The 25,740-nt window shown below is 51.9% G+C and carries 24 protein-coding genes, 1 riboswitch and 1 other annotated feature; of the genes, 13 read left to right on the forward strand and 11 right to left on the reverse strand.

Going from position 1 to position 25,740, the window contains the following annotated elements; translation table 11 throughout:
* Positions 1 to 4: 4 nt before the first annotated feature.
* From KNP67_RS07340 to KNP67_RS07355, 4 genes are all read right to left on the reverse strand, one after another.
* Positions 5 to 727, reverse strand: coding sequence for a YwiC-like family protein (locus tag KNP67_RS07340; protein WP_021068152.1), 723 nt, complete (start codon positions 725 to 727; stop codon positions 5 to 7).
* Between the two features lie 80 nt (positions 728 to 807).
* Positions 808 to 1,443 carry a YitT family protein gene (locus tag KNP67_RS07345; RefSeq protein ID WP_034797492.1) on the reverse strand — a complete coding sequence of 212 codons (636 nt, stop codon included), beginning with the start codon at positions 1,441 to 1,443 and terminating at the stop codon, positions 808 to 810.
* A gap of 253 nt (positions 1,444 to 1,696) precedes the next feature.
* Entirely contained in the window at positions 1,697 to 3,820 is a 2,124-nt protein-coding gene (locus tag KNP67_RS07350; protein ID WP_131471596.1) for an MMPL family transporter, read from the reverse strand.
* A gap of 102 nt (positions 3,821 to 3,922) precedes the next feature.
* Positions 3,923 to 4,714, reverse strand: coding sequence for a hypothetical protein (locus tag KNP67_RS07355; protein ID WP_021068149.1), 792 nt, complete (start codon positions 4,712 to 4,714; stop codon positions 3,923 to 3,925).
* Positions 4,715 to 4,854: 140 nt separating this feature from the next.
* Here KNP67_RS07355 and KNP67_RS07360 point away from each other — a divergent pair, with 140 nt between their 5' ends.
* The gene (locus tag KNP67_RS07360; protein ID WP_021068148.1) at positions 4,855 to 5,019 is read left to right on the forward strand and encodes a YycC family protein; all 165 of its coding nucleotides are present in this window, start codon (positions 4,855 to 4,857) and stop codon (positions 5,017 to 5,019) included.
* A gap of 18 nt (positions 5,020 to 5,037) precedes the next feature.
* On the opposite strand, the gene pulA is transcribed toward KNP67_RS07360, so the two are convergent.
* Complete coding sequence (pulA, locus tag KNP67_RS07365) at positions 5,038 to 7,032, reverse strand: type I pullulanase (protein WP_131471598.1); 1,995 nt, start codon at positions 7,030 to 7,032, stop codon at positions 5,038 to 5,040.
* Positions 7,033 to 7,102: 70 nt separating this feature from the next.
* Between pulA and KNP67_RS07370 the strand changes: the two genes are divergently transcribed.
* The 3 genes from KNP67_RS07370 to KNP67_RS15390 are packed head-to-tail and all read left to right on the forward strand — an operon-like array spanning position 7,103 to position 8,171.
* A complete protein-coding gene (locus tag KNP67_RS07370) occupies positions 7,103 to 7,594 on the forward strand; it encodes a YajQ family cyclic di-GMP-binding protein (RefSeq protein WP_021068146.1) in 492 nt (163 codons plus the stop codon).
* Positions 7,591 to 7,935: a metallophosphoesterase gene (locus KNP67_RS15385; protein ID WP_251130830.1), complete on the forward strand. Its 345-nt coding sequence runs from the start codon at positions 7,591 to 7,593 to the stop codon at positions 7,933 to 7,935. Before KNP67_RS07370 ends, KNP67_RS15385 begins: the two co-directional genes overlap by 4 nt.
* The gene (locus KNP67_RS15390) at positions 7,839 to 8,171 is read left to right on the forward strand and encodes a metallophosphatase family protein (protein ID WP_251130839.1); all 333 of its coding nucleotides are present in this window, start codon (positions 7,839 to 7,841) and stop codon (positions 8,169 to 8,171) included. The genes KNP67_RS15385 and KNP67_RS15390 overlap by 97 nt, the downstream gene beginning before the upstream one ends.
* Positions 8,172 to 8,208: 37 nt before the next feature.
* On the opposite strand, the gene argS is transcribed toward KNP67_RS15390, so the two are convergent.
* Positions 8,209 to 9,891, reverse strand: coding sequence for an arginine--tRNA ligase (gene argS / locus KNP67_RS07380; protein ID WP_021068144.1), 1,683 nt, complete (start codon positions 9,889 to 9,891; stop codon positions 8,209 to 8,211).
* Between the two features lie 52 nt (positions 9,892 to 9,943).
* Positions 9,944 to 10,156: a binding site (T-box leader), on the reverse strand.
* A gap of 154 nt (positions 10,157 to 10,310) precedes the next feature.
* Between argS and KNP67_RS07385 the strand changes: the two genes are divergently transcribed.
* Together KNP67_RS07385 and KNP67_RS07390 are read left to right on the forward strand one after the other, a co-directional pair.
* Complete coding sequence (locus KNP67_RS07385; protein ID WP_242678972.1) at positions 10,311 to 11,990, forward strand: GGDEF domain-containing protein; 1,680 nt, start codon at positions 10,311 to 10,313, stop codon at positions 11,988 to 11,990.
* 96 nt (positions 11,991 to 12,086) lie between these two features.
* Positions 12,087 to 12,182, forward strand: a riboswitch (SAM riboswitch).
* 52 nt (positions 12,183 to 12,234) lie between these two features.
* A complete protein-coding gene (locus tag KNP67_RS07390) occupies positions 12,235 to 13,536 on the forward strand; it encodes a Na+/H+ antiporter NhaC family protein (RefSeq protein ID WP_034797487.1) in 1,302 nt (433 codons plus the stop codon).
* Between the two features lie 27 nt (positions 13,537 to 13,563).
* Here KNP67_RS07390 and KNP67_RS07395 read toward each other — a convergent pair whose 3' ends face one another.
* Positions 13,564 to 14,208 carry a TVP38/TMEM64 family protein gene (locus KNP67_RS07395; RefSeq protein ID WP_021068141.1) on the reverse strand — a complete coding sequence of 215 codons (645 nt, stop codon included), beginning with the start codon at positions 14,206 to 14,208 and terminating at the stop codon, positions 13,564 to 13,566.
* A 225-nt stretch (positions 14,209 to 14,433) separates the two neighbouring features.
* On the opposite strand from KNP67_RS07395, the gene trhO reads away from it, so the two are divergent.
* The 4 genes from trhO (at position 14,434) to ald (ending at position 18,503) form a co-directional block, all read left to right on the forward strand.
* Positions 14,434 to 15,375 (forward strand): oxygen-dependent tRNA uridine(34) hydroxylase TrhO, encoded by a 942-nt coding sequence (gene trhO / locus KNP67_RS07400; RefSeq protein WP_034804313.1) that lies wholly within the window; start codon positions 14,434 to 14,436, stop codon positions 15,373 to 15,375.
* Positions 15,376 to 15,491: 116 nt separating this feature from the next.
* Positions 15,492 to 15,917 (forward strand): divergent PAP2 family protein, encoded by a 426-nt coding sequence (locus KNP67_RS07405; RefSeq protein ID WP_131471602.1) that lies wholly within the window; start codon positions 15,492 to 15,494, stop codon positions 15,915 to 15,917.
* Positions 15,918 to 16,019: 102 nt separating this feature from the next.
* Positions 16,020 to 17,243: a PucR family transcriptional regulator gene (locus tag KNP67_RS07410; protein WP_131471604.1), complete on the forward strand. Its 1,224-nt coding sequence runs from the start codon at positions 16,020 to 16,022 to the stop codon at positions 17,241 to 17,243.
* Positions 17,244 to 17,372: 129 nt separating this feature from the next.
* Positions 17,373 to 18,503 carry an alanine dehydrogenase gene (gene ald / locus KNP67_RS07415; RefSeq protein ID WP_214756380.1) on the forward strand — a complete coding sequence of 377 codons (1,131 nt, stop codon included), beginning with the start codon at positions 17,373 to 17,375 and terminating at the stop codon, positions 18,501 to 18,503.
* 93 nt (positions 18,504 to 18,596) lie between these two features.
* Here the strand turns inward: ald and murB are convergent, their stop codons facing one another.
* Together murB and KNP67_RS07425 are read right to left on the reverse strand one after the other, a co-directional pair.
* The gene (gene murB, locus KNP67_RS07420; protein ID WP_021068136.1) at positions 18,597 to 19,517 is read right to left on the reverse strand and encodes a UDP-N-acetylmuramate dehydrogenase; all 921 of its coding nucleotides are present in this window, start codon (positions 19,515 to 19,517) and stop codon (positions 18,597 to 18,599) included.
* Positions 19,518 to 19,672: 155 nt separating this feature from the next.
* Entirely contained in the window at positions 19,673 to 20,323 is a 651-nt protein-coding gene (locus KNP67_RS07425; protein ID WP_029596251.1) for a diacylglycerol/polyprenol kinase family protein, read from the reverse strand.
* 148 nt (positions 20,324 to 20,471) lie between these two features.
* On the opposite strand from KNP67_RS07425, the gene KNP67_RS07430 reads away from it, so the two are divergent.
* Positions 20,472 to 21,095 (forward strand): DUF1836 domain-containing protein, encoded by a 624-nt coding sequence (locus KNP67_RS07430; RefSeq protein ID WP_029596252.1) that lies wholly within the window; start codon positions 20,472 to 20,474, stop codon positions 21,093 to 21,095.
* Between the two features lie 70 nt (positions 21,096 to 21,165).
* Here KNP67_RS07430 and KNP67_RS07435 read toward each other — a convergent pair whose 3' ends face one another.
* Together KNP67_RS07435 and KNP67_RS07440 are read right to left on the reverse strand one after the other, a co-directional pair.
* Entirely contained in the window at positions 21,166 to 21,645 is a 480-nt protein-coding gene (locus KNP67_RS07435) for an LURP-one-related family protein (RefSeq protein ID WP_021068133.1), read from the reverse strand.
* Positions 21,646 to 21,862: 217 nt separating this feature from the next.
* The gene (locus KNP67_RS07440; protein WP_021068132.1) at positions 21,863 to 22,348 is read right to left on the reverse strand and encodes a restriction endonuclease; all 486 of its coding nucleotides are present in this window, start codon (positions 22,346 to 22,348) and stop codon (positions 21,863 to 21,865) included.
* 134 nt (positions 22,349 to 22,482) lie between these two features.
* On the opposite strand from KNP67_RS07440, the gene KNP67_RS07445 reads away from it, so the two are divergent.
* Both KNP67_RS07445 and KNP67_RS07450 read left to right on the forward strand, forming a co-directional pair.
* Positions 22,483 to 24,657, forward strand: coding sequence for a PAS domain-containing sensor histidine kinase (locus tag KNP67_RS07445; protein ID WP_021068131.1), 2,175 nt, complete (start codon positions 22,483 to 22,485; stop codon positions 24,655 to 24,657).
* On the forward strand, positions 24,654 to 25,724 hold the full coding sequence (locus tag KNP67_RS07450) for an SDR family oxidoreductase (RefSeq protein ID WP_214756381.1): 1,071 nt from the start codon (positions 24,654 to 24,656) through the stop codon (positions 25,722 to 25,724). The genes KNP67_RS07445 and KNP67_RS07450 overlap by 4 nt, the downstream gene beginning before the upstream one ends.
* The last annotated feature ends 16 nt before the right edge of the window (positions 25,725 to 25,740 follow it).

A 25,740-nucleotide genomic window follows, 5' to 3' on the forward strand; every position in this document is an offset into this window, starting at 1 on the left:
CTTCTCAACTAAATAAATACCAACTGAGACAACCGAGCACGAACACCGAGTTGGCGATTTCGACGATCCCAATCTTCATGATGGGGATCTTTTTGCCGTAGAATGCGACCGCCCGGACGAGACTCGGCACGTAAGCGAGTGCCAAGACCGGATAGCCAAACGCGATGAAGATGGCGACGAGCAAAAAGTGATATCCCCATGATACGTTCCGATAAAACAAGCTCTTCTTCTCCCGAATCATCGTTTTGACGAAAAAGATACTTCCGAGGAAATATAAGTACGGCAAAGCGAACATCCACACTATCGTCCCGTCCAAAGCATGTGACCCGAGATAATAGCTCGCCATCCCGCCGATGCAAAATGAGGTGACGGCGCTGACGTCGTTCCAGACGTTGCGCTCATCCTTAATTTTGGCGAAGTAGGCGTTGGTGAGACCGAATGGAATCATAGCAAGGACAAACCAGACAAGACGCCACTCGGACAAAAACACCGGGATGGCGGCTACAATCGCAATCGTCAAATACGTCACGACCGTGCGCAACAGCTCTTGTGACTTTTTTCGTTGCTTAATGTATTGGAACAAGAAAAATGTACCCATATAAACGAACAACCAGGCGATAGCGAACGGGATGTGCGCGAGCGTCCACCCTCCGACGATGCCGCCGAGTAAGAACGGTAAGATTAGCATCGACCAAGCGCCGTGCTGTTTTGGAATCATCCATTTCATGTGACTCCCTCCTTCTATGTGTAGTGTAGAAGAAAGATGACTGTAAAACTGTGATAAATTTTACAAAACAAAAAACGATCTCACGCGAGATCGTTTTTTGTTTTTAGTTTGGTCACACTTGGCACGGTGATTTCGACCACATCGTCCGTCAACATCTTCGTGACGACACGACCTGCAATCGAGACCGCGAGAAGCGTATAAAGCGCATTCGACAATGGCAAATAGATGAGCGAGATCGCCAAAACGATGACATCAAATATGATGAGAATCGTCCCGACCGATACGCCGGTCCATTTTGATAGGCCGAGTGCGAATAAATCGTCGCCCCCGGTCGCCCCGCCCGATTTCAAGACGAGACCGAGACCGTAACCAGTCACAATCCCGCTCGCGATGGCGGCGAACAACGTCGCCGGCCACACTTGGATATCGAACGTGAGTAAATCCAACCGATCCCACATGGCGTAGCTGAGCGACAGTGACGCCGCGGCAAGCACGGCTTGCCCGACGAAGCGCCAGCCTTTCCACCAAAGGGCGATTAAAAAGAAGGGGATATCGAGTACGATCATCGAGATCGCCGGATCGATATCAAATAAATAGCGGCCGAGCAATGCTAGCCCGACAAAGCCCCCTTCTGCCAAACCAAACTGTTCATTCAAATAATAATAACCGAACGCCATGATCAGCGTTCCGAGCACTATGGTAGCAACTCGTTTCATTCCGATTGTCCTCCCCGTTTTCAACGGAGAGGAGGATCCTCAGTCGTAGCCGCGGTTCCATCTGTTCCATCTCCGATCTTCCGTTTGTTGATTTTTACATTGATGTCGCTTGTAAAAACTCAACGCTAGAAGTCCGGTAATTGAAACAGAGGCCATGTCCTCTCGGTATCCATAAAGACCTTCCTTTCCCAAATTGCGCGTAATCATGAGACTATTTTAACATACTCTCGCGATTGTTTCATTAAATGTATATTTAGTGTAGATTACGTTTCGGTAAATCTTTCTTACCGAACCACCACCAGTTCCAGTCCCCGAGCAGTTTCATCAAAGATGGGACAAGTAAAATCCGGATGATTGTCGCATCGATAAAGATCGCGAGCGCGATGCCGACACCGAGCTGTTTGATCGGACTGACACCGGTAAAAGCGAACGCCCCCGTGACGACAATCATGATGACTGCGGCCGACGTGATGATTTTACTCGTCTTGGCGAGTCCCATCTCCGTCGCGTAATCGTTATCCCCGGTCTCCCGATAATATTCCTCAATCCGCGAGACGAGAAACACCTCGTAGTCCATCGATAGGCCGAACACGAGCGAGAAGATGAACACCGGGGTCAAGATACTGATCGTCTCGGCATCGTACACATAGCCTGATTCGAAGATGATGACGAGCAGACCGAACGTCGCCCCGAGACCGAGCACGTTCATGATGATCGCCTTAATTGGAATCAAGACCGAGCGGAACGCCCACATGAGAATGACCATTGTCGCCAAGATGACAGTCACGACCGCATACGGGATGCTGTCATAAATCTCTTCATAAATTTCTTCGTTGAACGCGGCTGGTCCCCCGACGTCAAAACCGCTCTCGCGCCAATCTCGGACGAACGCCTGCGCGTCTTTATCACTCGGCGGGACGTTGAAACTAACGTTGACGAGGGCAAGGTCTGTATTCCCTTCGAGCGTGACGAGACGTTCGAACGCCTCGAGCTGCTCTGGTGCCGCTTCAGCGAGTTGTTGGAATTCGGCTGGTTCGAGACCGGATGCCGTCAAGAACGTCGTGACGTTGTCGACAATCGGATCCTCGGATAGCTCATCGGTGAGTGCAGTCAATTCATCGAGAATCATCGAATCGGTCAAGTCATTCGTCTCAAACAAGAGCACCGCATCGGTCGACGTCTCCCCGAACACGTCGTCCCACCGCTCAAGGGCGGCCCGTGACTCGTACGAGGTCGGGAGTGCATCGGCGTCCGGGATGTTCAGTTCGAGGTCACGAACGAACCAGAGGCTTGGCAGTAGCAGCAAGAGCGCGACGAGTGTCATCGTGACGGGACGTCTCATGACGAAACGGGCCAACTTCTGCCACCGTACTTCAGAACGCGTCTCATTCGTTTTGATAAGACGCCCTTTATTGATCGCATCTCCGACGATATATAAGGCGGACGGCAACAGCGTGAGCGCCGATAAGACCGCACCGGCCACCGCAATCAGCGCACCGAGCGCGATGGCTTGGAACACGTCGACTTGGATGAACAACAACCCGGCCAGTCCGACGAACACACAAAGCCCTGAGAACAGAATCGAACGTCCGGCCGTCGCGACCGTTCGGACGATGGCTGCCTCTCGCGACTTCCCATGTGCGAGCTCTTCCCGGTAACGGTTGACGAGCAATAGGGAAAAATCGATGCCGAGCGCGATGGCGATCATCGCGACCGCATTCAAGACGAAAATAGACAGTTCCATCGTTTGGGCAAAGAAGAACAACGAGCCGGCAGCCACGATGAACGTAATCAATCCAACGAATAACGGCATGACCGCGGCGAGCGGCGTCCCGAAGACGAGCAAGAGGACGAGCAACGCGACCGGGATTCCAATCAACTCGGCCCGAATCAAGTCATTCTTTGACGCTTCATTCAAGTCATCCGCGAAGACCGGCTCTCCGGTCAATCGCAAGTCTGTATCCGTATCTCGAATCAAGGCGTTGCGAACGTCATCGATTGACGCCTCGGCCGTATCGTAATCCTCGAACTCGAGCAATAAGTAAGCTGCGTCCCCTGAGCGGGCATCGGGATTCTCGGCTGGCGTGATCACGCCGTCGACCCCATCGACGTCAATCAGTCGATCCCGTTGCTGCTCGATGACCGTATCAAGGTCGCCACCTTCCAACAAGACGATCATCGAGGCCCCGGCCCGGTCGAACCGGTCGTTCAACGTATCTTCCACTTGGGCGAAGCGCCCGTCTTGAATCGCAAATCCATTGCCGCGCAGTTCACTTGGCAACTGTAATCCGAAATATACCGATACCGCGAGCAATACCGTCCAAATCAACACGACAGCGTAGCGCCATCGGACTAACGCTTGTCCTAATCGTTCCATCCCTGTCCACTCCTCTCCATCTAAGAAGACTGTTCCCGTTTTTAGACGAGATTCTGTAAGCCTTCGTAAAAAAATCCTGAACCATGCCCTGGTCCAGGATTGTCAACGCTCGAACACTTGCAGCCAACTATGGCAGAAGCGACGCGGCGTCGATAGGACGACAAGTCTGTCGCCCGGCTCGTCCAATAAGACGACTTTCAACAATTCGGTCTCGGCACATACTTCTGATGAGAACACTTCACAATCGCGCTCAAACAGTTGGAACGATGTCATCGAGGTGATGGCGGTCGTCACACCCATTTGATCGACGATGACCAAGTCACGGTCACCCCCGTATGGAATCTTCCAACGCGCGCCCGCTTCGACGTCCTCGACCATGAACTGTTGATTCCGTTCATCGTACAAGGTCACGAGGCCAGGTGCCGTGAATCGTTCGAAATCATAGGTCGATTGATATGCGAGTTCGATGATGTTCCCGAACTCCGGGATCTCCTCGTAACGGCTATACCGAAACGTGTGATCGTTCAAGTTCAAGGCGACGATATCTGATTCGGCCGAGTACAAATACAAATCGTCCCCTGACCAGTAGTGCAGGTTACTGAACCAATCGTCATGGAACGTCCGTGGAATTGGGTGACGTTCCATCGTCCCGTTCGTCAAATCCATGACTCCGTATGTCTGCAAATCTCGAAATAGCGCGACGGCTCTTCTACCATGTGGTTCAATATATAGTGCGCAAGGTGCCCATTTCCACTCGAGTTCCCATCGGATTTGGAACGTCTCGTCAAAAAACAGAAACCCGGTTTGCGCCAAATACAACATCCATCCTCCACCAACGCGCTCTAACCATTCAACCGTTTGATGAAATTGATAGTCTGCTACTTGTTTGTACATTTGATCACTTCCTAGTTTCAGCTTAGCAACGCACGACGCATTTTTCGATTTTGAATGTGTTCACAGAACACATTCTCCATCTGTCCGCTTTTCCTGTATACTGGCAGTAGCATACCCGTAATTGGAAAGGAGGAACCCTCATGCGCCCACTTCAACTCTCTCCCGAGACGGCGGTTGAGCTTGCCAAAAAGCTAAACGTCCCACTCGAGGAACTCATGCATATGCCAAAACACATCATCGTCAAAAAGATGATGGAGCTCGAGGCAGCCAAAACTGAAACGAACGAGGAAAAGGAGACGGAATGACGTCTCCTTTTTTCGCGCTTACTGTTGTTTCGGTTTCCGTTTTTTCGCAACATACCAGAGACCGAGGATAGCCAAGGCAGCTCCACCGGCGACCGCATATTTGCTGTAATCCGGACGGCGTTCCGTCACGACGAGTGTCGATAACGGCGCGACCGTGACATGCCGCTCCTCGAGGAGACGTGGTGCCGTCAAATTGACGGTGTGATCTTCGACATGGACCTCGAACTTGCCGGACGGGAGTTTCACCTCGACCGCTTCTTCGAGTCCGTTATGGTATACGAGATGGCGTTCGACGTAACCTTCGACGTGGCGACTCAGTTCAAAGGCGATGACGCCCTCTTCTTCATCGAAGAAACGTAAATGTTTACGAATCTGTTCCGCGTTCTCAAGACGAAACAACGGATATTGTTTGCGCAGGCTGATCAAGCCCTTCACATATTCGACGCTCGGCGTCTCTTGCTCGGCCCGCGTCCAATCCAAACGGTTGACGACCTCCCCCGAATTGAAGCTGTTCTCGTCCCCGTCTTTTGTGCGGAAGAACTCTTGACCGCTATGCAGGAACGGGATGCCTTGACTGAGCAACACAATCGATGTCGCGAGACGATGCCGGCGGCGGCGTGTCGTCTCATCGTCGTCCGGATTCGTAACGGCCAGTTTGTCCCAAAGCGTCAAGTTGTCATGGCACTCGACATAGTTCACGACTTGGTTCGGTTCGTCAGCAAAGCTTTGGCTCGTGACTGCACCGGCAATCCCACGTTTGACGTCCGCCGTCATATCCGCGTTGCCGCTGATCCAACCTGGCAAGTCTTCGATGAACACATCCCCACGGACACCGTCGCGAATCGCGTCGTTGAACTGGGCGATGCGCGGCATCTTATGGGCGTTATGTTGGTTCGCTTTTTTACGGACCGGAAGCGGTGTGTCGAGATCCCAGCCTTCTCCGGTCACGAGAATCGATGGGTCGACGCGATCGAGCGCCTTGCGGACCTGGTTCATCGTCTTGACGTCATGGAGTCCCATCAAATCGAAGCGGAAGCCATCAATCATGAACTCTTTCGCCCAATACGACACACATTCGACGATCAATTTGCGCATCATCGCCCGTTCGGACGCCGTATCGTTCCCGCACGCCGAACCGTCGGCGAGCGTACCGTCCTCGTTCAAGCGGTAATAGTAGTCCGGTACGAACTGTCCGAGCGGCGTCGTCAATGTATCATACGTATGGTTGAACACGACGTCCATGATGACACGGATGCCACGATCGTGAAGTGCTTGAATCATCGCTTTCAACTCGATGATGCGAGCGGCCGGATCATCCGCTGAGGAAGCGTATGAGCCTTCGACGGCAAAATAGTGGACCGGGTCATAGCCCCAATTATAATTCGCCTCACTCTCGCGTGACTCATTCACTGAACCGTAATCGAAGAACGGCATGAGTTGGAGATGCGTGACGCCGAGCCCTGTAATATAGTCGAGACCCGTCGGATAACCCGTCGGTGTCTTCGTTCCGACTTCGGTCATCCCGAGGAATTTCCCGCGATGCATGACACCACTGTCCGGATGACTCGTCAAATCACGGACGTGCGCTTCATAGATGACCGCTTCTTGTGACGAGTGGAAGAGCGGACGTTCTTTGACCCAATGGTCTGGGTTGAGCGTAGATGGGTCGAGCAGACACCCGCGCTTCCCATTGACCCCGACGACTTTTGCATACGGGTCGAGCGATTCGATACGCTTCCCAGCTACGACCGCCTCGAACACATAAAACTGACCTTCGAACAAAGCACGATCGAGTTCGATGACCCACGTCCCTTTCTCGGCCCGTTCTAACGACAACCGTTCGAACTTCCGCGCTCGCGGTGTCCGGTAAAGTTTTACCGTCATCTCTTCGGCAACCGGTGACCAGACCCGCAACCGGATGAGGTCACTTTTAAACGTCACCCCGAGGTCTTTGCCGTGATATGCCATATGGTCTAAATCTACATTTGTCTGTTGATCGATAGTATGTTCCATCTCTTTCACTCCTTCACTACTTCAAATCTGCTATCATTATAACAAAACCCTTGTAAAGGATGGATGAAACATGGCAAAAGACAATTCTTTTGATATTGTGTCAGAAATGAACCTCGAAGAAGTGAAGAACGCGATTCAAATCGCCGAGAAAGAAATTTTGAACCGTTACGACTTTAAAGGTTCGAAAAGTGAGATGTCACTTGATAACGGCGACCTCGTCCTCGTCTCAGATGACGACTATAAGCTCGAGCAATTGAAAGACGTCATGATCACGAAATTGATTAAACGTGGCGTACCGACGAAAAACCTTGATTATCAAAAAGTGGAACGTGCGCTCGGCGGCACAGTGCGTCAACGCGTCAAATTGAAGAGCGGCATCGATAAAGACGATGCGAAAAAAATTAACAACGCCATCAAAGAATCAAAACTGAAAGTGAAGTCACAAATTCAAGACGATCAAATCCGTGTGACAGCCAAGTCGCGCGATGACCTTCAAGCCGTTATGCAGCTCGTCCGTGAGCTCGAATTGTCCGTCGATGCCCAATTCACAAACTACCGATGAAACTCGCCATCATCAGTGACCCACATGGTTCGTTTGATGATTTGAAAGCCGTGCTCGAGTCGGTCCGCCGCGAGACGGAGCACCTCCTTTGCCTCGGCGATCTGTACGAGTGTCATATCGGTAAGAAACGGCGCAATGAGCGCTTCCATGAAGTGTCCGATGTGGTGACGTACGACCCCCTGACTACGAGGCGCTCCTCACCTTCCCTAGCCTGCGCGGCAATCAAGAAGAGCGGATTGACGAAGTGCTCGTCGTGTCGCATCCGGTCAAGACACGAATCGCCTTATTACCGGAGCAGACGACGCTCGATGAGGCGCTATTCTTGCATGGACACCAAGTAAAATGGAGTCCGGACTGGGAACCGCTTGTCGAGAAAGGGAAGTATCCGCTCGTCTTTATCGGACACAGCCATATTCCGGGGATTTACCGGAAAGGTCGCTCGATTCCCTGGGAAATCGGGAAGCCGTTCACCTTGAAGAAAAAACGGTACGTCATCAATGTCGGCGCCGTCATCTTCGACCGGGAATGGTGTCTGTATGATACAAAAGCCCGGACGGTCACACGCATGAAGGCATAGGAAAAGGGACCCCCTCAAAAGGGTCCCTTATTTGTCCTTACATTTCTTCTGGAGCTTGAACACCGATCAAACGGAGTCCTTCCGTCAATACGATCGTCACCGCTTTGACGAGGGCGAGACGTGATTGTTTGCCTGCATCTTCTTCAAGGACACGGACATGACCGTAATACTTGTTGAACGCTTGCGCCAAATCGAGCACGTAACGGCTAATGATCGATGGTTCGCGGCGTTCGTGGGCACGTGTGATGACGTGCGGGAACGCGTTGAGCATCGTCACGACGCCCCACGTGTGGTCGTCGTTTGCGCCAGTGAACGTCGAGCCGTCATAGTTGCCTTTACGAAGGAGCGAGTTCGCACGCGCGTTCGTGTACTGCACGTACGGGCCCGTCTCACCTTCGAATTTGAGCATGCTATCGAGGTCGAACTCGATGTTGTTGATGCGTTCATTCTTCAAATCGTGGAAGATGACCGCGCCGACACCGACCATGCGTGCCACGTCGTCCGCGTTCGCAAGTTCCGGGTTCTTCTGAGCGATGTTCGCTTGTGCTTTCTCGATTGCTTCTTTGAGCACTTCCTCGAGCAAGACGATGCGACCTTTACGTGTCGACATCTTCTTCCCTTCTTGCAAAATCAAGCCGAACGGCACGTGATGCATGCCATCGACGAAGTCATAGCCGAGCTTGCGCAAGACTGAGAACAGTTGTTTGAAGTGAAGCGCCTGCTCACCGCCGACGACGTAGTTCGCCTGGACGAAGTTGTACGTCTCATGACGATAGACGGCAGCTGCCAAGTCGCGTGTCGCATAAAGCGTCGCGCCGTCTTTCTTTTTGATCAAGCATGGTGGCAAGTTCTCGTCCTCGAGTGAGACGACCATCGCCCCTTCACTTTCGACGAGAAGGTTTTTCTCTTCGAGCATGGCGACGACACGATCCATCTTGTCGTTATAGAACGCTTCCCCGTTAAAGCTGTCGAATTCGACACCGAGGAGGTCATATACTTTTTGGAACTCTTTGAGTGATTCTTCGCGGAACCACGTCCAAAGCTCAGTCGCTTCCTCGTTACCGTCTTCGAGTTTCTTGAACCACGCACGGCCTTCATCCTCAAGTTCCGGTTGTGTCTTCGCTTCTTCGTGGAAATGGACGTAAAGCTTCAAGAGCTCAGCAATCGGATGTGCCCGGACCGCTTCCTCGTCGCCCCATTTTTTATAGGCGACCATCAGTTTACCGAACTGTGTGCCCCAATCCCCGAGGTGGTTGATGCCGACGACGTCATAGCCGTTTTTACGGGCGATTTGGTTGATGGCATTCCCGATCACCGTTGAACGAAGGTGTCCCATCGAGAACGGTTTGGCGATGTTCGGTGACGAGAAATCGGTGACGATTGTCTCGTTACGTGTCGCATGCGTCGCATAGTCCGCTTGTTCATCGAGCACCGTGTTGATGATTTCTTGTGAGACGACGTCACGGCTCAAGAAGACGTTCACATACGGGCCGGCCGCCTCGACTTTCGTGAACAACTCGTCGTTCAAGTCGTTCGCGATATCCGTCGCGATCATGACCGGTGCTTTACGATAGGCTTTCGCAAGTTGGAAACACGGGAAAGCAAGGTCCCCGTGTGCCTCATGTTTCGGTTTTTCAATCAATGCTTCAATCTGGTCGAGCGTCAACTCGTCCCCGATGACACGGGACAAGGCTTCCGCATATTTGCGTTCATAACTCATTCTAATTCCTCCTTATCATTTGTTCATAAAAAAAACGCCCTTTGCACAGATGCAAAGAGACGGGATGGCCCGCGGTACCACTCTTCTTGCCTGCTTGACGCAGACCGCTTTATCGGTGATAACGGGGGTCCCCCGGCTACGCCTACTCAAGTTCGGATAGCATCTCAAAAGTGCGTTTCGCGATGTTTGTCAGCCTAGGCTCTCACCAATCCCTAGGTCGCTTTGTTGACGGAACGATCGTTACTCTCTTTTTCATCGACTTTCGTCTATGTGGTTGAAAAGCAATTTCATTATAGAGGATATTTCATATAGACTCAATGCTAGAATTCCGCCATTATGATGGATAGGCAGGACTCAGGCGTGATTGTGCCGAATCTCCTACCATACATAATTGAATTTTTCCCACATAGGAGGGAACCATGAACCATTTCCGCAAGATGTCCGTCCTTGGTTGGAGTATTTGGAGTATGCTATTCGGTTTGACGCTCATCTTGTTCGCTACAGGCGTATTGAACATGCCGGCCATCGAGCCGTTACCGTTCATCTTGATCGCGTTGCTCGTCATTATTTTTCAAATGGACTCCATTGAACGGAAAGGCGTCTACTTTACCTTTTCAGAAAGTATCGTCTTAATTATTTTTCTATTCTTTGATTTTGAGACAGCGCTGTTCGTCAATCAGATTGGACTACTCGTCTTCCAGTTCGTCAACTTGAAACCGCGCGTCGCGCTTCGACGGTTCCGTTTTACGTATCCGTGGAATGCCATCACGTCATTTTTGGAAATCGCCATCCCGGCCAGCGTCTACTTGGCACTTGGTGGTGTGACCGGTCTCGGATTCTATTCCCAAGAATCGTTCCTCCCGCTTGCCGGTTTGATTATTGCCATCATTTTGAACACGGTCGTCCAAAAGTATCAAGTCGGCTGGTGGTTCCGCGTCGACATCCCGGTCCGCGACTTTTTAAGCATCGCGTTTTACACGTATATCGTCAGTCTCGTCTTCATTTTGGCGGCCTCGCTCTTCCGGGAGACAAACTTGCTCGTCGTCAGCAGTATCGCCGCCGCACTCACGTTCTTTATTAAGCGACTCATCATTCAAAAAGGTCGACAAGACGCCTTCAAATCGTTGATTGAACAATATGATGAAGCAAAAGAAGCCGTATCGCTATCGCAAAGCGAGGCACAAGCCATCGAAGTGTTCCTCAGTCAATGTGAGCGACTCAACGAGTACGATGAAGGGTACGTCGAGTTCAAACTGTTTGATCGCACACTTTACTTTGATTTGAAGACGCGCCAGCCGATCGATCGCCATGTCGTCTTTGAATTACTCGATGCAACCTATCCGAACGAAGCCTCGGTCGAGTACGAGATGCGCTTCGAATGGGACGCCCCGCTGTCGAACGAATTTAATGAAGACTATCATAGCTTCATCTCGGTCCGTTCCGAGGAAATCGAAGGAATCCGCACGTGGATTGTGATGACGGGCGAGCACGTCTATGGCTATCCGCCCATCATTCAACGCGAGATTGTCAAACTGCTCAAGTCGTTCAATCGGACGATCAGTCGTTGTCATGAACGCGACCGCCTCTATACTGAGAGCCGGACGGACAGCTTGACGCTGCTTGCCAATGCGCGGGCTTTTTATGAATACGGGATTCAACAGATCTCGGACGGCTCGATGTATCCGATTTCCGTCGCGATGCTCGATATCGACTTCTTCAAAAAAATCAATGACACGCACGGTCACCAAGTCGGAGACAGTGTGCTCCAAGAATTCGGTCGCCGCATTCGTCAAGTGCTCCGCACCGAAGACTTTGCCGCCCGTTACGGCGGTGAAGAGTTCATCTTGCTCTTAAACCGTTGTGATGTTGAGGCCGCCGTCGAGATCGCCGAGCGCATCCGCCAACAAATCGAGAACAAACCGTTCCACGTCGACGGAATCGATATACCCGTCACCGCTTCAATCGGTGTCGATACGATTCAGTCGTTCGGCGACAAACGTCTTGACGATACGATTCGTAACGCCGACCGCGCGCTCTACGTCGGCGGGAAATACGCCGGTCGCAACCGCGTCGCCCATTATAATTTCTTAACGACCTGACTCGCCCCCACGTTCATCGCGTGGGGGTTTGCTATTGACAAGCAGATTTGAAACAGGTACGTTAGGGAACGTGTCTTATAACTAAATATCACAACTTTTTTATCAAGAGAGACTGAGGGACTGGCCCGATGACGTCTCGGCAGCGGGTAACCTGTGCCAAATCCAGCGAGCGGTCTGCTCGAAAGATGAAAAAAGTGTTTCTTGTCGAGAGAGCCTTTTTTCAGAAGGCTCTCTTTTTATTTTTATGAATGAGGTGAATCGATTGGAACAACCAACAGCTAACAAATGGGCGCTCTTGCCCTTACTCGTCTTCCTCGTCTTCTTTATCGGGGCAGGCATCTATTATGACGACTTTTATAAATTCCCCGTCTTGATCGCGGCCTTGATTGCCGTGATCGTCGCGGCGATGATGACGAAAGGGAGCGTCACCCAGACGGTCGAACGCGTCGCCCAAGGTGCCGGGAACCCGAGCATCCTCATCATGGTGTTCATCTTCTTGCTCGCCGGTGCGTTTTCAAGCGTCGCCGAAGCAATCGGTGCGATTGACGCGACCGTCAATGCGGCATTGACGTTACTACCGCCCTCGCTCCTATTGAGCGGCCTATTCGTCATCGCAGCCTTCATCTCGATGGCGATGGGTACGTCGACCGGGACGATCGCCGCACTGGCGCCGATCGCTCTCGGCATCCATGAGGAGAGCGGCGTCAATATCGCTATCGCGGCGGCCGCCGTCGTCGGGGGTGCCATGTTCGGGGATAACTTGTCGTTCATTTCGGACACGACGATTGCAGCCGTCCGCACCCAGCGGACGAACATGCGCGACAAGTTCCGGACCAACTTTTGGATCGTCTTGCCGGCAGCCGTCATCACAACGATTTTACTCGCTGCCCTATCGAGCGGAGAATCGACCATCGAGCCGGCGGCGTTTGAATGGTATAAGTTGATTCCGTATCTAGCGGTTATCGTGCTCGCTTTGACGGGAATGAACGTCATCCTTGTCTTGCTCGGCGGCATCGCCCTAACCGGCATCATCGGTCTATTGGATGGCAGTCTAGCCGTCACCACGTACGTCACCGCCATGGCGGACGGCATGATGGGCATGGCCGAGATTTCACTCCTGACATTGCTCATGGGTGGGCTCGTCGGACTCATCTCGCACAACGGCGGACTCACGTACTTGCGTGACGCGCTCACGTCCCGAATTAAAAGACGGGCCGGCGCGGAGTGGAGCATCGCCGGGCTCGTCAGTGCGACAAACGTCGCGACGGCGAACAACACGATTTCGATTCTCGTGGCTGGTCCGCTCGCCGCGAACATCGCCGACGATTATGACATCGAACGTAAAAAGTCTGCGAGTGTACTCGATATCTTCTCGTGCGGGGTCCAAGGTCTGCTGCCTTACGGGGCACAGCTTCTCATTGCGGCCGAACTGACGAACACGGCATCACCGGCGCTCGTGCCGTATATGTTCTATCCGTTCTTGTTGTTCATTTGCGGAGGATTGGCCATCGCCTTTAACTTCCCGCGTTTCAAAAAACGCGCTTAACGAAAACGACCTTGTGAAGCTGTCGCTTCACAAGGTCGTTTGTCGTTTCGCTTCAAGTTCACGTTTCAGCTGCTCGTTACGTTTTCTGAAGGCACGCCGTTTGAGCAGTTCTTCGAGTCCGCGGCTGATTACCCACAGAACGAACAGCAACAGGACGAGCATCGATAATCGGAACGGGCTTTGGATAAACTCTTCCCACTGGTCACCGATGACAGAGAAAATCAAGACGACGAGCAACTTCCCAAACCCGGCCGCCATAATGAACGTCCGGAGCGGCATTTGGATGAGGGCGAGTAAATACGTAATCAAACTGACCGGAATGAACGGGAGCGAGTAGAGAAATCCGAGCGAGACCGGACTCATATGATTGATGCGTTCGAGCCAATAGACGCCTTGTTTATGCCTCTCGAGCCATCGCGTCATCGGCTTTCGAAAGACGTAGCGAACAGCTGCAAACACAAGAATCGTCCCGAGCAAGCTTCCGACCCACGACAATAACGTCCCGAGCCAAAAACCGTACGTTGCTGCGTTCGCCGAGATGATGAGGACGAGCGGGAGAAATGGAAAGATGGCTTCCAGGAAAGGTGCCCCGAGTCCTGCCCAAGGTCCGCCCGGAAGTCCTTGTAGCCATTCAATCAAGTTTAAAATATATTGTTGGAGTGATGTCAGCATGTCAGTTTCCACCTTCAACTTTCGTTATTCCCTTTTTACCCGATTTCGCTCAGGAAGACGCATCCCCCTGCCCACCGCCGTAAAAAAATAAAAAGTATTTGCGAAATTCCGCTGTGATATCTATCATATAATATGGACTTGTGGTTGCAGGCAAGTCCGTTCGTCGAACGACACAACCCAACGTTCGTTTTCCTGCAAAAAACTGAACACAGGGGAGTAACACACATGGAAACAAAACCAATGCGGGTCTTACTGTACTATAAGTACGTCAATATCGAAGACCCAGAAACGCTCACACAAGAGCACCTCAAGTATTGCAAGGACCTCGGTATCAAAGGACGCATCTTGATTTCTTCCGAAGGAATCAACGGGACGTGCTCTGGAACTTGGGAACAGACCGAGCAGTACATGAACGACTTGAAAGCGAACCCGCTATTCAGCGACATCGAGTTCAAAATCGATGAGGTCGAAGAGCATGCGTTCTCGAAAATTTTTGTCCGTCATAAGAAAGAGCTTGTGACGTGGCGCTTTGATGGTGAGTTCGACGTGCCTAAACAGCACGGTGCATACCTCGAACCGGCAGAATGGAAAGAGATGATGAATCGCGACGATGTCGTCATCCTCGACGTTCGTAACAACTACGAGTACGATCTTGGTCACTTTAAAAACGCGATCAAAATCGATGTAGAGGCTTCTCGTTACATGCCAGATTGGCTCGAAGAGAACAAGGACCTCTACGAAGGGAAAACGTTACTCACGTACTGTACCGGAGGCGTCCGTTGCGAGAAATTTACCGCATATATGCGTGACCAAGGTCACGACAACATTTTCCACCTTAAAGGCGGCGTCGCCATGTACGGCAAAGACGAAGCCACGAAAGGCGAAGACTGGGAAGGTGAGCTTTACGTCTTTGACGAGCGCATCAACGTCCCGGTCAACACGGTCAACCCGTCCGTGGTTTCGGAGTGCATGCACTGCGGAACGAAGACGGTCCGCTACGTTAATTGTGCCAACCCGGTGTGTAATGCCCAACACTTCTGTTGTGAAGAGTGTGAACCGAAACAAATGCGTTCATGCTCGAAAGAGTGCCAGGAGCATCCACGTAACCGCTATATCATCGAGAATATCGCGGACAAACTTCAGGAGACTGAAGGCGTCGTCGGGTAACAAAAATCGACCAGAAAGCACTTCGAGCCTACGCTCGAGGTGCTTTTTTGACAGAAACTTTACGTCTAGCCGATGACAGAATCGGGTATAGTGTAGATACCATTGTCAGACAGGAAGTGAATCGATTGCTCTTTAACGAACCTTTACTCGCCGCCTTGCTCGCTTGGTTCATCGCACAAGCAGCCAAGCTCGTAACCGAACTCATTAAAACACGAGATTTTGAATTAGAAATCATGTTTGCCTCGGGTGGGATGCCAAGTTCCCACTCTTCGACCGTCGTCGCCTTAGCGACCGTCATCGGTCGAGTCGAAGGAATCGATTCCAGTATGTTCGCACTCGCCTTGATTTTCGCGACGATCGTCATGTACGATGCGACCGGCGTTCGTCAGGCGGTCGGATTCCAGGCCCGCTTGTTGAACGACTACTTCAAAGGAATCAAGCACGAGACGCCCATCTTAAATGAGCTGGTCGGTCATACCCCGTTCCAAGTCATCGTCGGGGCTTTACTCGGTCTCGTGGTCGGACTGTTTTTCCCAATTTAATGTGAATGATGCAGGCATGTCGTTCCCCCCTTCTAAAAACTCACCATCTTTTTGTGAACTTTCACAACAGAGACGGTATAGTGAAAGAGAGGAGGAATCGACATGCCTTTTTTGCAGAAATCTTATGAGTCGCTCGATACGCTCGCCGAAGCAATCGGGCAAGCGATTCGGGCCCCCATCACGATTGAGAATCGACACCATCAGTTACTGGCCTATAGCACCCACCCCGACTCGACGGACCCGGCACGAATCGCGACGATTATCGGCCGCCGTGTCCCGGAAGCAGTCATCGAAGACTTATGGGAAAGTGGCATCCTTCAAGAAGTGATCGACCGCGACGAACCGGTCGTTATCCCGGCCCGAATGGCCGTTGGTCTCAGTGAGCGGGCGGCCGTCGTCATCAAGCAACAAGGTGACGTGCTCGGTTACATTTGGAGCCTGGCCCGAACGACGCCGTTCTCAGAACAAGAACTCACCGTCCTACAAGAAGGGGCGAACATCGCCAAAAAATTGCTGATGACCATCGCGATGCACGAACGGCGCATCGACGCCGAATTGGAACGTTTCTTTTTAGAAGTGCTGGCCACTCCCGTCTTATCGCCATCCCACCGCGATCGCTTGAATGAGCTCGCACCGATTGCCGTCGCCAGCCGCCTCACCGTGATTGAATGTGCCCAGCCGGTCACCCCGCAACTGGCGGAACGACTGTTTTATGTATTGGCGACCCAGCAAGCGATTGAAGTCGTCCTGCACGCGATCGATGGCCAGCAGTTACTCGTCTGGCATTATATGAAATCGGACTTGGCCGAGGAAGAAACGGCGCTCTTGCAGTGGGCCGACCGCTTTGAAACGCAGCTCCGAGACAAGTTCATTGAAGCGGAGCCGCGCCTTGGCATCAGTCGACGTTTTTTTGAGAGCGACATGCTCTATGCGGCGATGGAAGAAGCACGACGCGTCACGTCGCTTCGCCGAAAATTCCCGTATGAGCTTGCGACATCGCGCACGTTCGAACAGATCGGAATTTATCAGCTCGTTCCCGATTTGGCCCGACGCATCGGGCTTCGTCTCGAGACGCATCCGACCATCGAGCGCCTACAGGCGTATGACGTCACGCATCATACTGAACTCGTCACGACGCTCGAATGGTATTTCTATTTTGATGGGAACGTCAAGCGTGTCGCCGCTCATCTTCACATCCATCCGAATACCGTGCTCTACCGGATTCGGCGGATTGAAGAACTGACGAACATCACCCAAGTCTCGCTCCCTGAACGGGCCGCCGTTTATCTTGCCATTAAGGCCGGTCAATACCGCCAAGACGATTAACGCCTACTTTGTGTTTTTTCACAAAGTGGGCGTTATCACTTTTAGAATCCATGCTAAAGACAGCGTTTTCGGATGGGTCTATACTAGAGGTGTGAACAAATTGTGTCAGTAGAGAAAGGGGAACTTTACATGAAAATCGGGGTATTGAAAGAGATTAAAAACAACGAAAACCGCGTCGCCTTGACGCCGATGGGTGCAGCCGTATTAACTGAACTTGGACACGAGGTCCTCATCGAGACAGAAGCGGGCGTCGGTAGCGGCTTCACAAATATGGAGTATGTCGATGCGGGGGCAACCATCGTCGACACCGCTGCGGACGTTTGGGAAAACGTGGAATTGGCGTTGAAAGTAAAGGAACCGCAACCATCGGAATATCGTTATTTCCGTCCTGACTTGACCCTCTTCACTTATTTGCATTTGGCGGCCGAACCAGAACTCACGAAAGCACTTGTCGATTCTGGTGTGACGGCCATCGCCTATGAGACGGTCGAGATCGACCGCACATTGCCGCTCCTCACACCGATGAGCGAAGTGGCCGGACGGATGGCTGCTCAAATCGGCGCCCAAATCCTTGAAAAACCGCACGGTGGAAAAGGGATTCTCTTGTCTGGCCTGCCAGGCGTACCACGTGCGAACGTCACCGTCATCGGGGGCGGTGTCGTCGGGATGAATGCCGCCCGCATCGCGATTGGTCTTGGTGCCAACGTCACGATTATGGACATCAGCCCGGCTCGTCTGCGCCAAATCGATGATCAGTTCGGCAACACAATCAACACACTCATCTCAAACAGCTACAACATCGCCAAACAAGTCGCTGAAAGTGACCTTGTCATCGGTGCCGTCCTCATTCCAGGCGCGAAAGCACCGAAGCTCGTCACGAAAGAAATGGTCCAACAGATGTCACCAGGTTCGGTCATCGTCGATGTCGCCATCGACCAAGGCGGAATCTGCGAAACCATCGACCATATCACGACGCATGACGCGCCGACGTACGAGCGTTACGGGGTTCAACACTATGCCGTCGCCAACATGCCAGGTGCCGTCCCACGCACGTCGACACTCGGTTTGACGAACGCAACGATGCCGTATATCGTCGAGTGCGCACAAAAAGGGATTTTCCCGGCACTCCGCGAGAACGCAGCCTTGCTAAAAGGATTGAACGTCATCGACGGGACGGTCACGTATGAAGCCGTCGCCCGCGACCTCGGCTACACGTTCGTCGCTCCAGCCGAAGCCATCACGAAGCAACTACAAGCGTAAACGTAAATCCGCCAGCAACGATGCTGGCGGATTTTTTGATGTCGGCACTCTATAAAAAAACGCTCGAACCGATCGGTTCGAGCGTTTGCGTGCTTATGCGTTCTCGACGGCGATGTCCTCACCGATGATTTTCACTTCTGGTTCAAGCTCAATCTCGAACTTCTCCTTCACCGTCGCCTGGACGTGACGGATGAGCGAGATGTACTCAGTCGCTGTCGCTTCATCGATATTGACGATGAATCCGGCATGTTTGAGTGAGACTTCCGCTCCACCGATCCGCTTCCCTTGCAGGCCACAGTCTTGAATCAATTTGCCGGCGAAGTAGCCCGGTGGTCGTTTGAAGACGCTACCGCATGATGGATACTCGAGCGGTTGCTTCGACTCGCGCTTGTACGTCAAGTCGTCCATGACGTCTTTGATCGCTTCATAGCCGAGCGGTTCGAGTTCAAACGTCGCTTCGAGCACAATCAACCCGTCTTTCGAAATCCGGCTCGTCCGGTAGTCGAGATCGAGTTCGTCTTTCGTAAGTGTCATGAGCTGCCCTTCAGGCGACAATACGACCGCACTCGTGATAACGTCTTTCGTTTCTCCACCGTAGGCGCCTGCGTTCATATACACCGCGCCACCGACCGTTCCCGGGATGCCACAGGCAAATTCTAAGCCAGATAACTCTTCGGTCAACGCTTGACGTGAGACGTCGATGATGGCCGCACCGGCTTGGGCGATCAGTTGATTCCCGTCTCGACGAATCGTTTTCAGTTCGTTCAAGTTTAAGACGATGCCACGAAGGCCTCCGTCACGGACAATCAAGTTCGACCCGAACCCGAGAATCATGAATGGGACGCTCTCGCGATGGGCGAGCTCAAGCACGGCTTGAACTTCTTCATACGTGTGCGGGGCCACGAAATAATCGGCCTGCCCACCTAATTTTGTATACGTGTGTGCCGACAGCGGCTCATCTTGCTTCACGCGATCGGCCGGAATGATAGTGAGTAGTTGATTTAAAAAGCTCATGCGTTGCCTCAATCCTTTACGTTCAATTTTAAAGCATGCCTCGGTTCGTCAAGAGAGAGGCAGGCACGTCACTGAATGATTTCAGTACGAAACACAGTATACAAATCTTTGACAGGGGTGACAAGCAACGTTTTCTTTACAATGAAGGAATTGGTTTATAACAATAATGATGTAGCAACGGCAACGACGATAGGAATTGTAAAGTTATCCCAATCTCGATATGAAATTGCTTCTGTGAGTGTGGCAATGATTGAAATAATGAATCCATATGTTACCACTTGCCAAAGTGGAATATCATCCCACAAAAATAATAAGAAGAGGACGGCATACGAGCTGAGGAACATGGCCATGCTACCTTGGAACGAGCGCTTCTGTCCGTATAAATCATAGGTCACTGTCCCGTACTTCCGACCGATGAGCGCGGCCAGGCCATCGCCCCACGCCAAGACGAGCGATCCTGCCAAAAAGGCGAGCGGCTCTGATTCAAAGAAGAAGAACAGGATGACGAGCAAGGCGATCGGATAATAGACGGTGCCGAGCGATTTACGTTCCGTCTGATGAACCGGTGACGGACTCTTATAAAGAAGGAACGCGTTCGCGAACGTGAAAAAGACGAGCGGCACGGCGGCGACGTACCAAGTTTCCATTAACCAAACTGCAAGCAGCGACCAATGGCCGACCGCGATATGTACACTTTTACGAATTGTCTCATCCGTCCAGCCGAGGCGTTTGCCAATCTGTTCAAGACCGACGAGAAACACCAGGACAATGACGATGGACAGGATGGAACTGACCCATTCATTCATCTTTGAACCACCTTTATCTACATTTTTTGTACGTTTTCATTATACCTTAATCAAGCGATAGCCTAGCTTCCTTTTCAAACATTTGGTAGAATGAGGTCAAATGACTGTATAGCCAACGAACGAAGGCGGCTATAGAAAGGATGCCTGTATGCGCGACGCAATTTCGATTCAAACTTTGGCTGATTGCCTTCACTATATGCGGGTTGGCGACGTTGACCGGGCCATCTCACTCTTCCCTGAGGACGTACGCGAGCATTTCCCGAAAGAACTTCGCAAAATCCACTTGTTTCATATTGAAAAGAACGGGCTGTCAATCAATCAAATCGTCGCTTTGGCGAACACGTTGACCGGAGAGCATTTGTCCGCTACCACGATTCAAAACTGGACGAAGCGAGAAGTCCGTAAAATCATCGGGGTTCCCCGGGTCGGAAAGAAATACTCGCTCCAACAAGCGGCCATCATTTATTTGCTGGATGATTTGAAGCACTTGTTCTCACTTGAAGAGACGAGTTCTCTCCTCGCACTCATCTTCAACAATCCTGACCGCGACGAGGACGACCTCATCTCGCCCATCGATTTTTATCGCCTCTACGCCGAGTACGCCAAGTCGACGAGCCCGATCGAGCTCCTCGACACGCGTGCGAAGCGATCGATTGAAAAGATGGGGGTCACCCACCCGAACATCTTGCACGTCCTCAAACTCTGTCTATACGCCCATCGCGTGACGACACTCGAGATCGAGGCGAAACATTATTTGAACCGCTTCATTTGACCTTCGTCGAATGAGGCTTTTTTTTTCAGAAAAAAACACCAGTCGCAGTGACTGGTGTTCGTCATATTGGTTACACCGATACCGCGATTGGCATCCGTGATTTGACTGTCAACGTTTTAAGGACAGACAACAACTCGAACATCGAGAGTTGGTCGGCCTCTTTCGTCAGGCAGAAGCAATCATCGTCTTGTTTGCGGAGTTCCGCCACAAGCTTACCTGCTTTGTCTCGAACGCTGAACTTGTAACGCTCGACATCGTATTGAATCGTATAGAGACCGCGTTCGTAGACGTTGTACTCACACTTTTTCCCGAATAACGAGAATTTGTCCTTCAACTGACCAATCGCTTGTCCATCGTGGTTCATGACGACCCACTTCTGACAGTTCGGGATATACTTCCCGTGAGCGATTTGACGGCCTGACAAGTTGTGCACTTGAACACTGCCCTCCGCGTCGCGGTGAACAGATCCGATCGCATCATTTGTCTCGTCATAAATGGTCGCTTCGCCTTGCGTAAAGACGCAACCTTTTACATAAATTAATTTGCGCACCGCTTTTCCTCCTAATACGTTCCAACCGTTGATTTGTGTGTGTTTGGTTGGTATTTCTATGAAACCCCCAAATTGGTACTGCGCGTCGCTTTTTCTCGTTTCAGCGACTACATATTTCATATGACGAAGATGATTATTGCACCTATTCGTGAAAAAGACAACCCCTTTTTCTTCGACACAATCCGCTATTCTGTCAAAATTGTGAACACGCCTGATATTATCGCTTGAAACCGGCCTGTTTCAACATCTCTTCGAGCTCCGTTCTTGCAATCAGACGAACTTGATTTGGCTCCGCCAATTCGTATGCACTATCGGTATAAGAGGAGTTCGTCACGACCCAACCTTCGTTCACCCCATAGTATGGAACGGAGGCTGCGACTTGTTGGACTGCCTCAAGCCCGACCGCTTTTTCATAGCGCTTCGCTTGGACCGCGATTGACCATCCGTCCTCCGCTTCAAGGAGCAGGTCCGCCCCGAAGTCACGCGACGCCGGCGTCACCGTCACCGTGTAACCGAGTGCGGTGAACACTTCTTCTAAAAACAATTCAAATTCACGACCGTCCATCCGATCGATGCGGTGAATCGTCGACAGACGCATGCGCCAGATGAGCCAGAGCAGGCCGATTCCTAAACACGCGACGATACTCCATATCGGCGCATCTCCCCACCATAATCCGATGGCGATCAACAAGCTGAGCCCCATTCCCTTCACATCTATCGTCCTCTCTATCTGTTCTTGTCTTCACTTTACCGTTTGGAGGCAGGAAAACAAAGGGGGAGCTGTCGAATGTATTGAAGATGTACCCGTGTGACATACAGAAGGAGGGATCATCGTTAATGGAGAACCGAGGACATCTCCAAAACGAATTGCTGCACGCCTTGCCTTATGGTGTAGCGTTAATCATGACGGACGGGACAATCGTCCAAGCGAACCGGCCGTTTTTAGAGCAATTCCCTGAAGACTTACAAACGAGAACAAACATCTTTCATATGGTCAACCAATCACCGATTACGATGGAGCTATCGAGACGAATGGAGCAAGGCTTGCCTTGGACGTACGAGATGCCGACAATCCGCATCCACGCCATCCCGAACGGTGACGTCTATATCTTATCGATTGAACCTCTCCCGCTCGATACGCGGGTGACCGTCCAACATAACGCGTTCGAAGCGATGATGCACACCGAACTCGACATGGCGATGGTTATGACCGATGCCAATCTGTTAATCAATCGCTTCAATAAAGGAGCGACCGAGCTGTTCGGTTACGAGCCGCATGAAGTACTCTACGAAATGACCCCGTTCGGTCTATTCGAGTCGCGCGAGCTGAGCGAGAAACGGACCCATTATCAAGACGAGACAGAGCGGTTGTTGTCATTCGAACAGATGCTGCGTGTGGCACTAGACCGTGGCGACCGTGAATGGAAGTTTCAACGAAAAGACCGGACTCATTTCGTTGGAAAACTGTTCATGCATCCGGTCTACGAACAAGCTCGCGTCATCGGCTTTTTCTTTTTCGTCTTCGATGTCAGTCCTGAAATCGCCTTGAAAGGCGAGTTGCTGCATAAAGAACAACGGTATCGCATGTTCGCCGAATCGGTCATCGAAGCCGTCCTGTTTCACGAGGGCGGGACCATCTTAGATGCGAACAAGGCGGCCGAATCGATTTTCCGAATCCCGGCCGAACAGATGGTCGGTCGCCAAACGATTGAATTTATCGCTGAAGGCTATCGGGCCGACGTGTTGCGCCGGATCCGGAACCACATCCAGACACCTTACGAGGTCATCGGCCGTCGTGAGGACGGGACGTTCCTCGAGATGGAAGTGTATCCGAAAGAAGTGACGTTCCAAGGCCAGACGCTCCGGGTCGCCGTCATGCGCGACATTAGCGATCGGAAGAAAGTCGAGCGGATGCTCGAGCGGGAGAAGAATGCCATCGCCCGGCAACGAGATATCATCCAATCGATTTTACAGGCCTCCAATGAAGCGTTCGTCTTGACCGAATCGAACGGCAGCGTCCTGTTCATGAACGTGCACGCCCGTCGCCTACTCGATTTGCCAGGAATCGCCCCGAACAAGATGCAAGAGCGGATCCCGCTCCTGTCGACGTTCCGCACGCGCGACCGCACCGAGATGTTGAAAAAAATCGACTTATTACTCGACGGCTCTGCCCGCGAAGTGTCGATGCGTTTCTCCATCCCGCAGCCGAACGACCGGGATGAACAGTATTACGAGATGTACGGGACCGGTATGGATACAAAACGCCAAATCGGAATGGACAGCGGCTTCTTATTCGTGTTCCGCAACCGAACCGAGGAAGAGCGGATGGACCAAATCAAAAACGAACTGGTCAGCACCGTCTCACACGAACTTCGCACCCCGCTCTCGTCACTGTCGGGATATATCGAGCTGATGCTTACCCGCGACTTGAATCCCGAGAAGCGCGAGCGTTACTTAAAGACGATGGCGAAAGAAGCGAAGCGTTTGACCGACCTGTTGAACGATTTTCTCGACATTCAACGCATGGAAGACGGCAATCAAGAGTATAAGAAAGACCATTTCGTCTTGAACGAACTCGTCCGTGACGTCGTCGAACGCTTCCGCGAGACGAGCAACCACTCCATCCATTTCGATGATGCCGATGAAGTGCTCCACCTCATCGCCGATCAGGACCGCATCGAGCAGGTCATCATCAACTTGTTATCGAACGCCATCAAGTATTCGCCGAACCATCACGAAATCGAGGTACGGGTGCGCAAAGAACGAAATCAAGCCCACGTCTCGATTCAAGACTTTGGTATCGGGATTCCGGAGCATGCGTTCGAAGAACTGTTCAAGAAGTTTTATCGAGTCGACAACTCGGATACACGCCAAATCGGCGGGACGGGTCTCGGGCTATCTATCTGTAAGGAAATCATCGAATCGCACGGCGGAAGTATCGAAGTCGAATCGAGCGTTGGCGTTGGCTCGACATTCACGTTCACGTTGGACTTAGCGGAGGAGACACTATGAACCATTACGCTTTCACCGGTTTCCCCGGGTTTTTAGCCGGAAAGATGATCACGCACCTCGCGTCATTGCCGAATCAGGTTGGGACGATTTACGCACTCCACCTCCCGACCGAACGTTCCGGCGCACATGCTTTAAAACAGGAGCTGTTGGAAGCGACGTCGTTACGAGATGATCAGCTCGTGCTCGTCGAGGCCGATATCACGCTACCTGAAGTCGTGCTTGATCCAATCATGCGCTCCGTCATCGAGCGTGAAGTGAATTACGTGTTCCATTTGGCAGCCGCTTACGATTTGAACATCCCTTATGATGTCGGATATCGCATCAACTTGCTCGGGACGAAACACATCACCTCATTGGCGAAACGGGCACCCTATTTAAAGCGGTACGTCTACTTCAGCACCGCCTATGTGTCTGGACGCCGTCAAGGGACCGTTTATGAGAACGAGTTATGGCACCGCGTTCGTTTTAAAAACCATTACGAGGCGACGAAGTATGAGGCCGAGGCCATCGTCTCGCGCGAGCTCGGCTCGATGCCGGTGACCATCATCCGTCCGGGCATCGTCATTGGCCATAGCGAGACCGGCGAGACGAAGAAGTTTGACGGGGTCTATTTCGTCTTAAAGTTAATGGACCAACTTCGTCAAGCTGCCCCGCTGCCTTACATTGGACGACAGAATATCGAAGTAAACCTCGTTCCTTATGATTACGTCGTCGAGGCAACCGCTTATCTCGCTCACGCTCCGGTCGGTTTGAAGCGGACGTTTCATTTGACCGACCCGTTTCCACACGGGGCCCGCGAAGTGTACCGTATGATTCACGAAGAGATGTTCGGTCGCCCTCCACGCGGGACCATCCCGCATGCGGTCGCGGAGACCGGATTCTCGGCGCTACATCTGTCGGAACGTTACGGCGTTCCGCGTGAGCTACTCGCCTACTTTAAGCATCAAGTCCATTTCGATTCGACACAGACGCTCCGCGCACTCAGCGGCACTGATATCGTCTGTCCGGATTTAAAGGACTATCTGCCAAAAGTCGTTGCCTATTACGAGACACACAAAAAGCCCTAATTAGGGCTTTTTGTGT

The sequence above is a fragment of the Exiguobacterium sp. s157 genome, assembly GCF_018618205.1.
Lineage (GTDB): Bacteria > Bacillota > Bacilli > Exiguobacteriales > Exiguobacteriaceae > Exiguobacterium > Exiguobacterium chiriqhucha.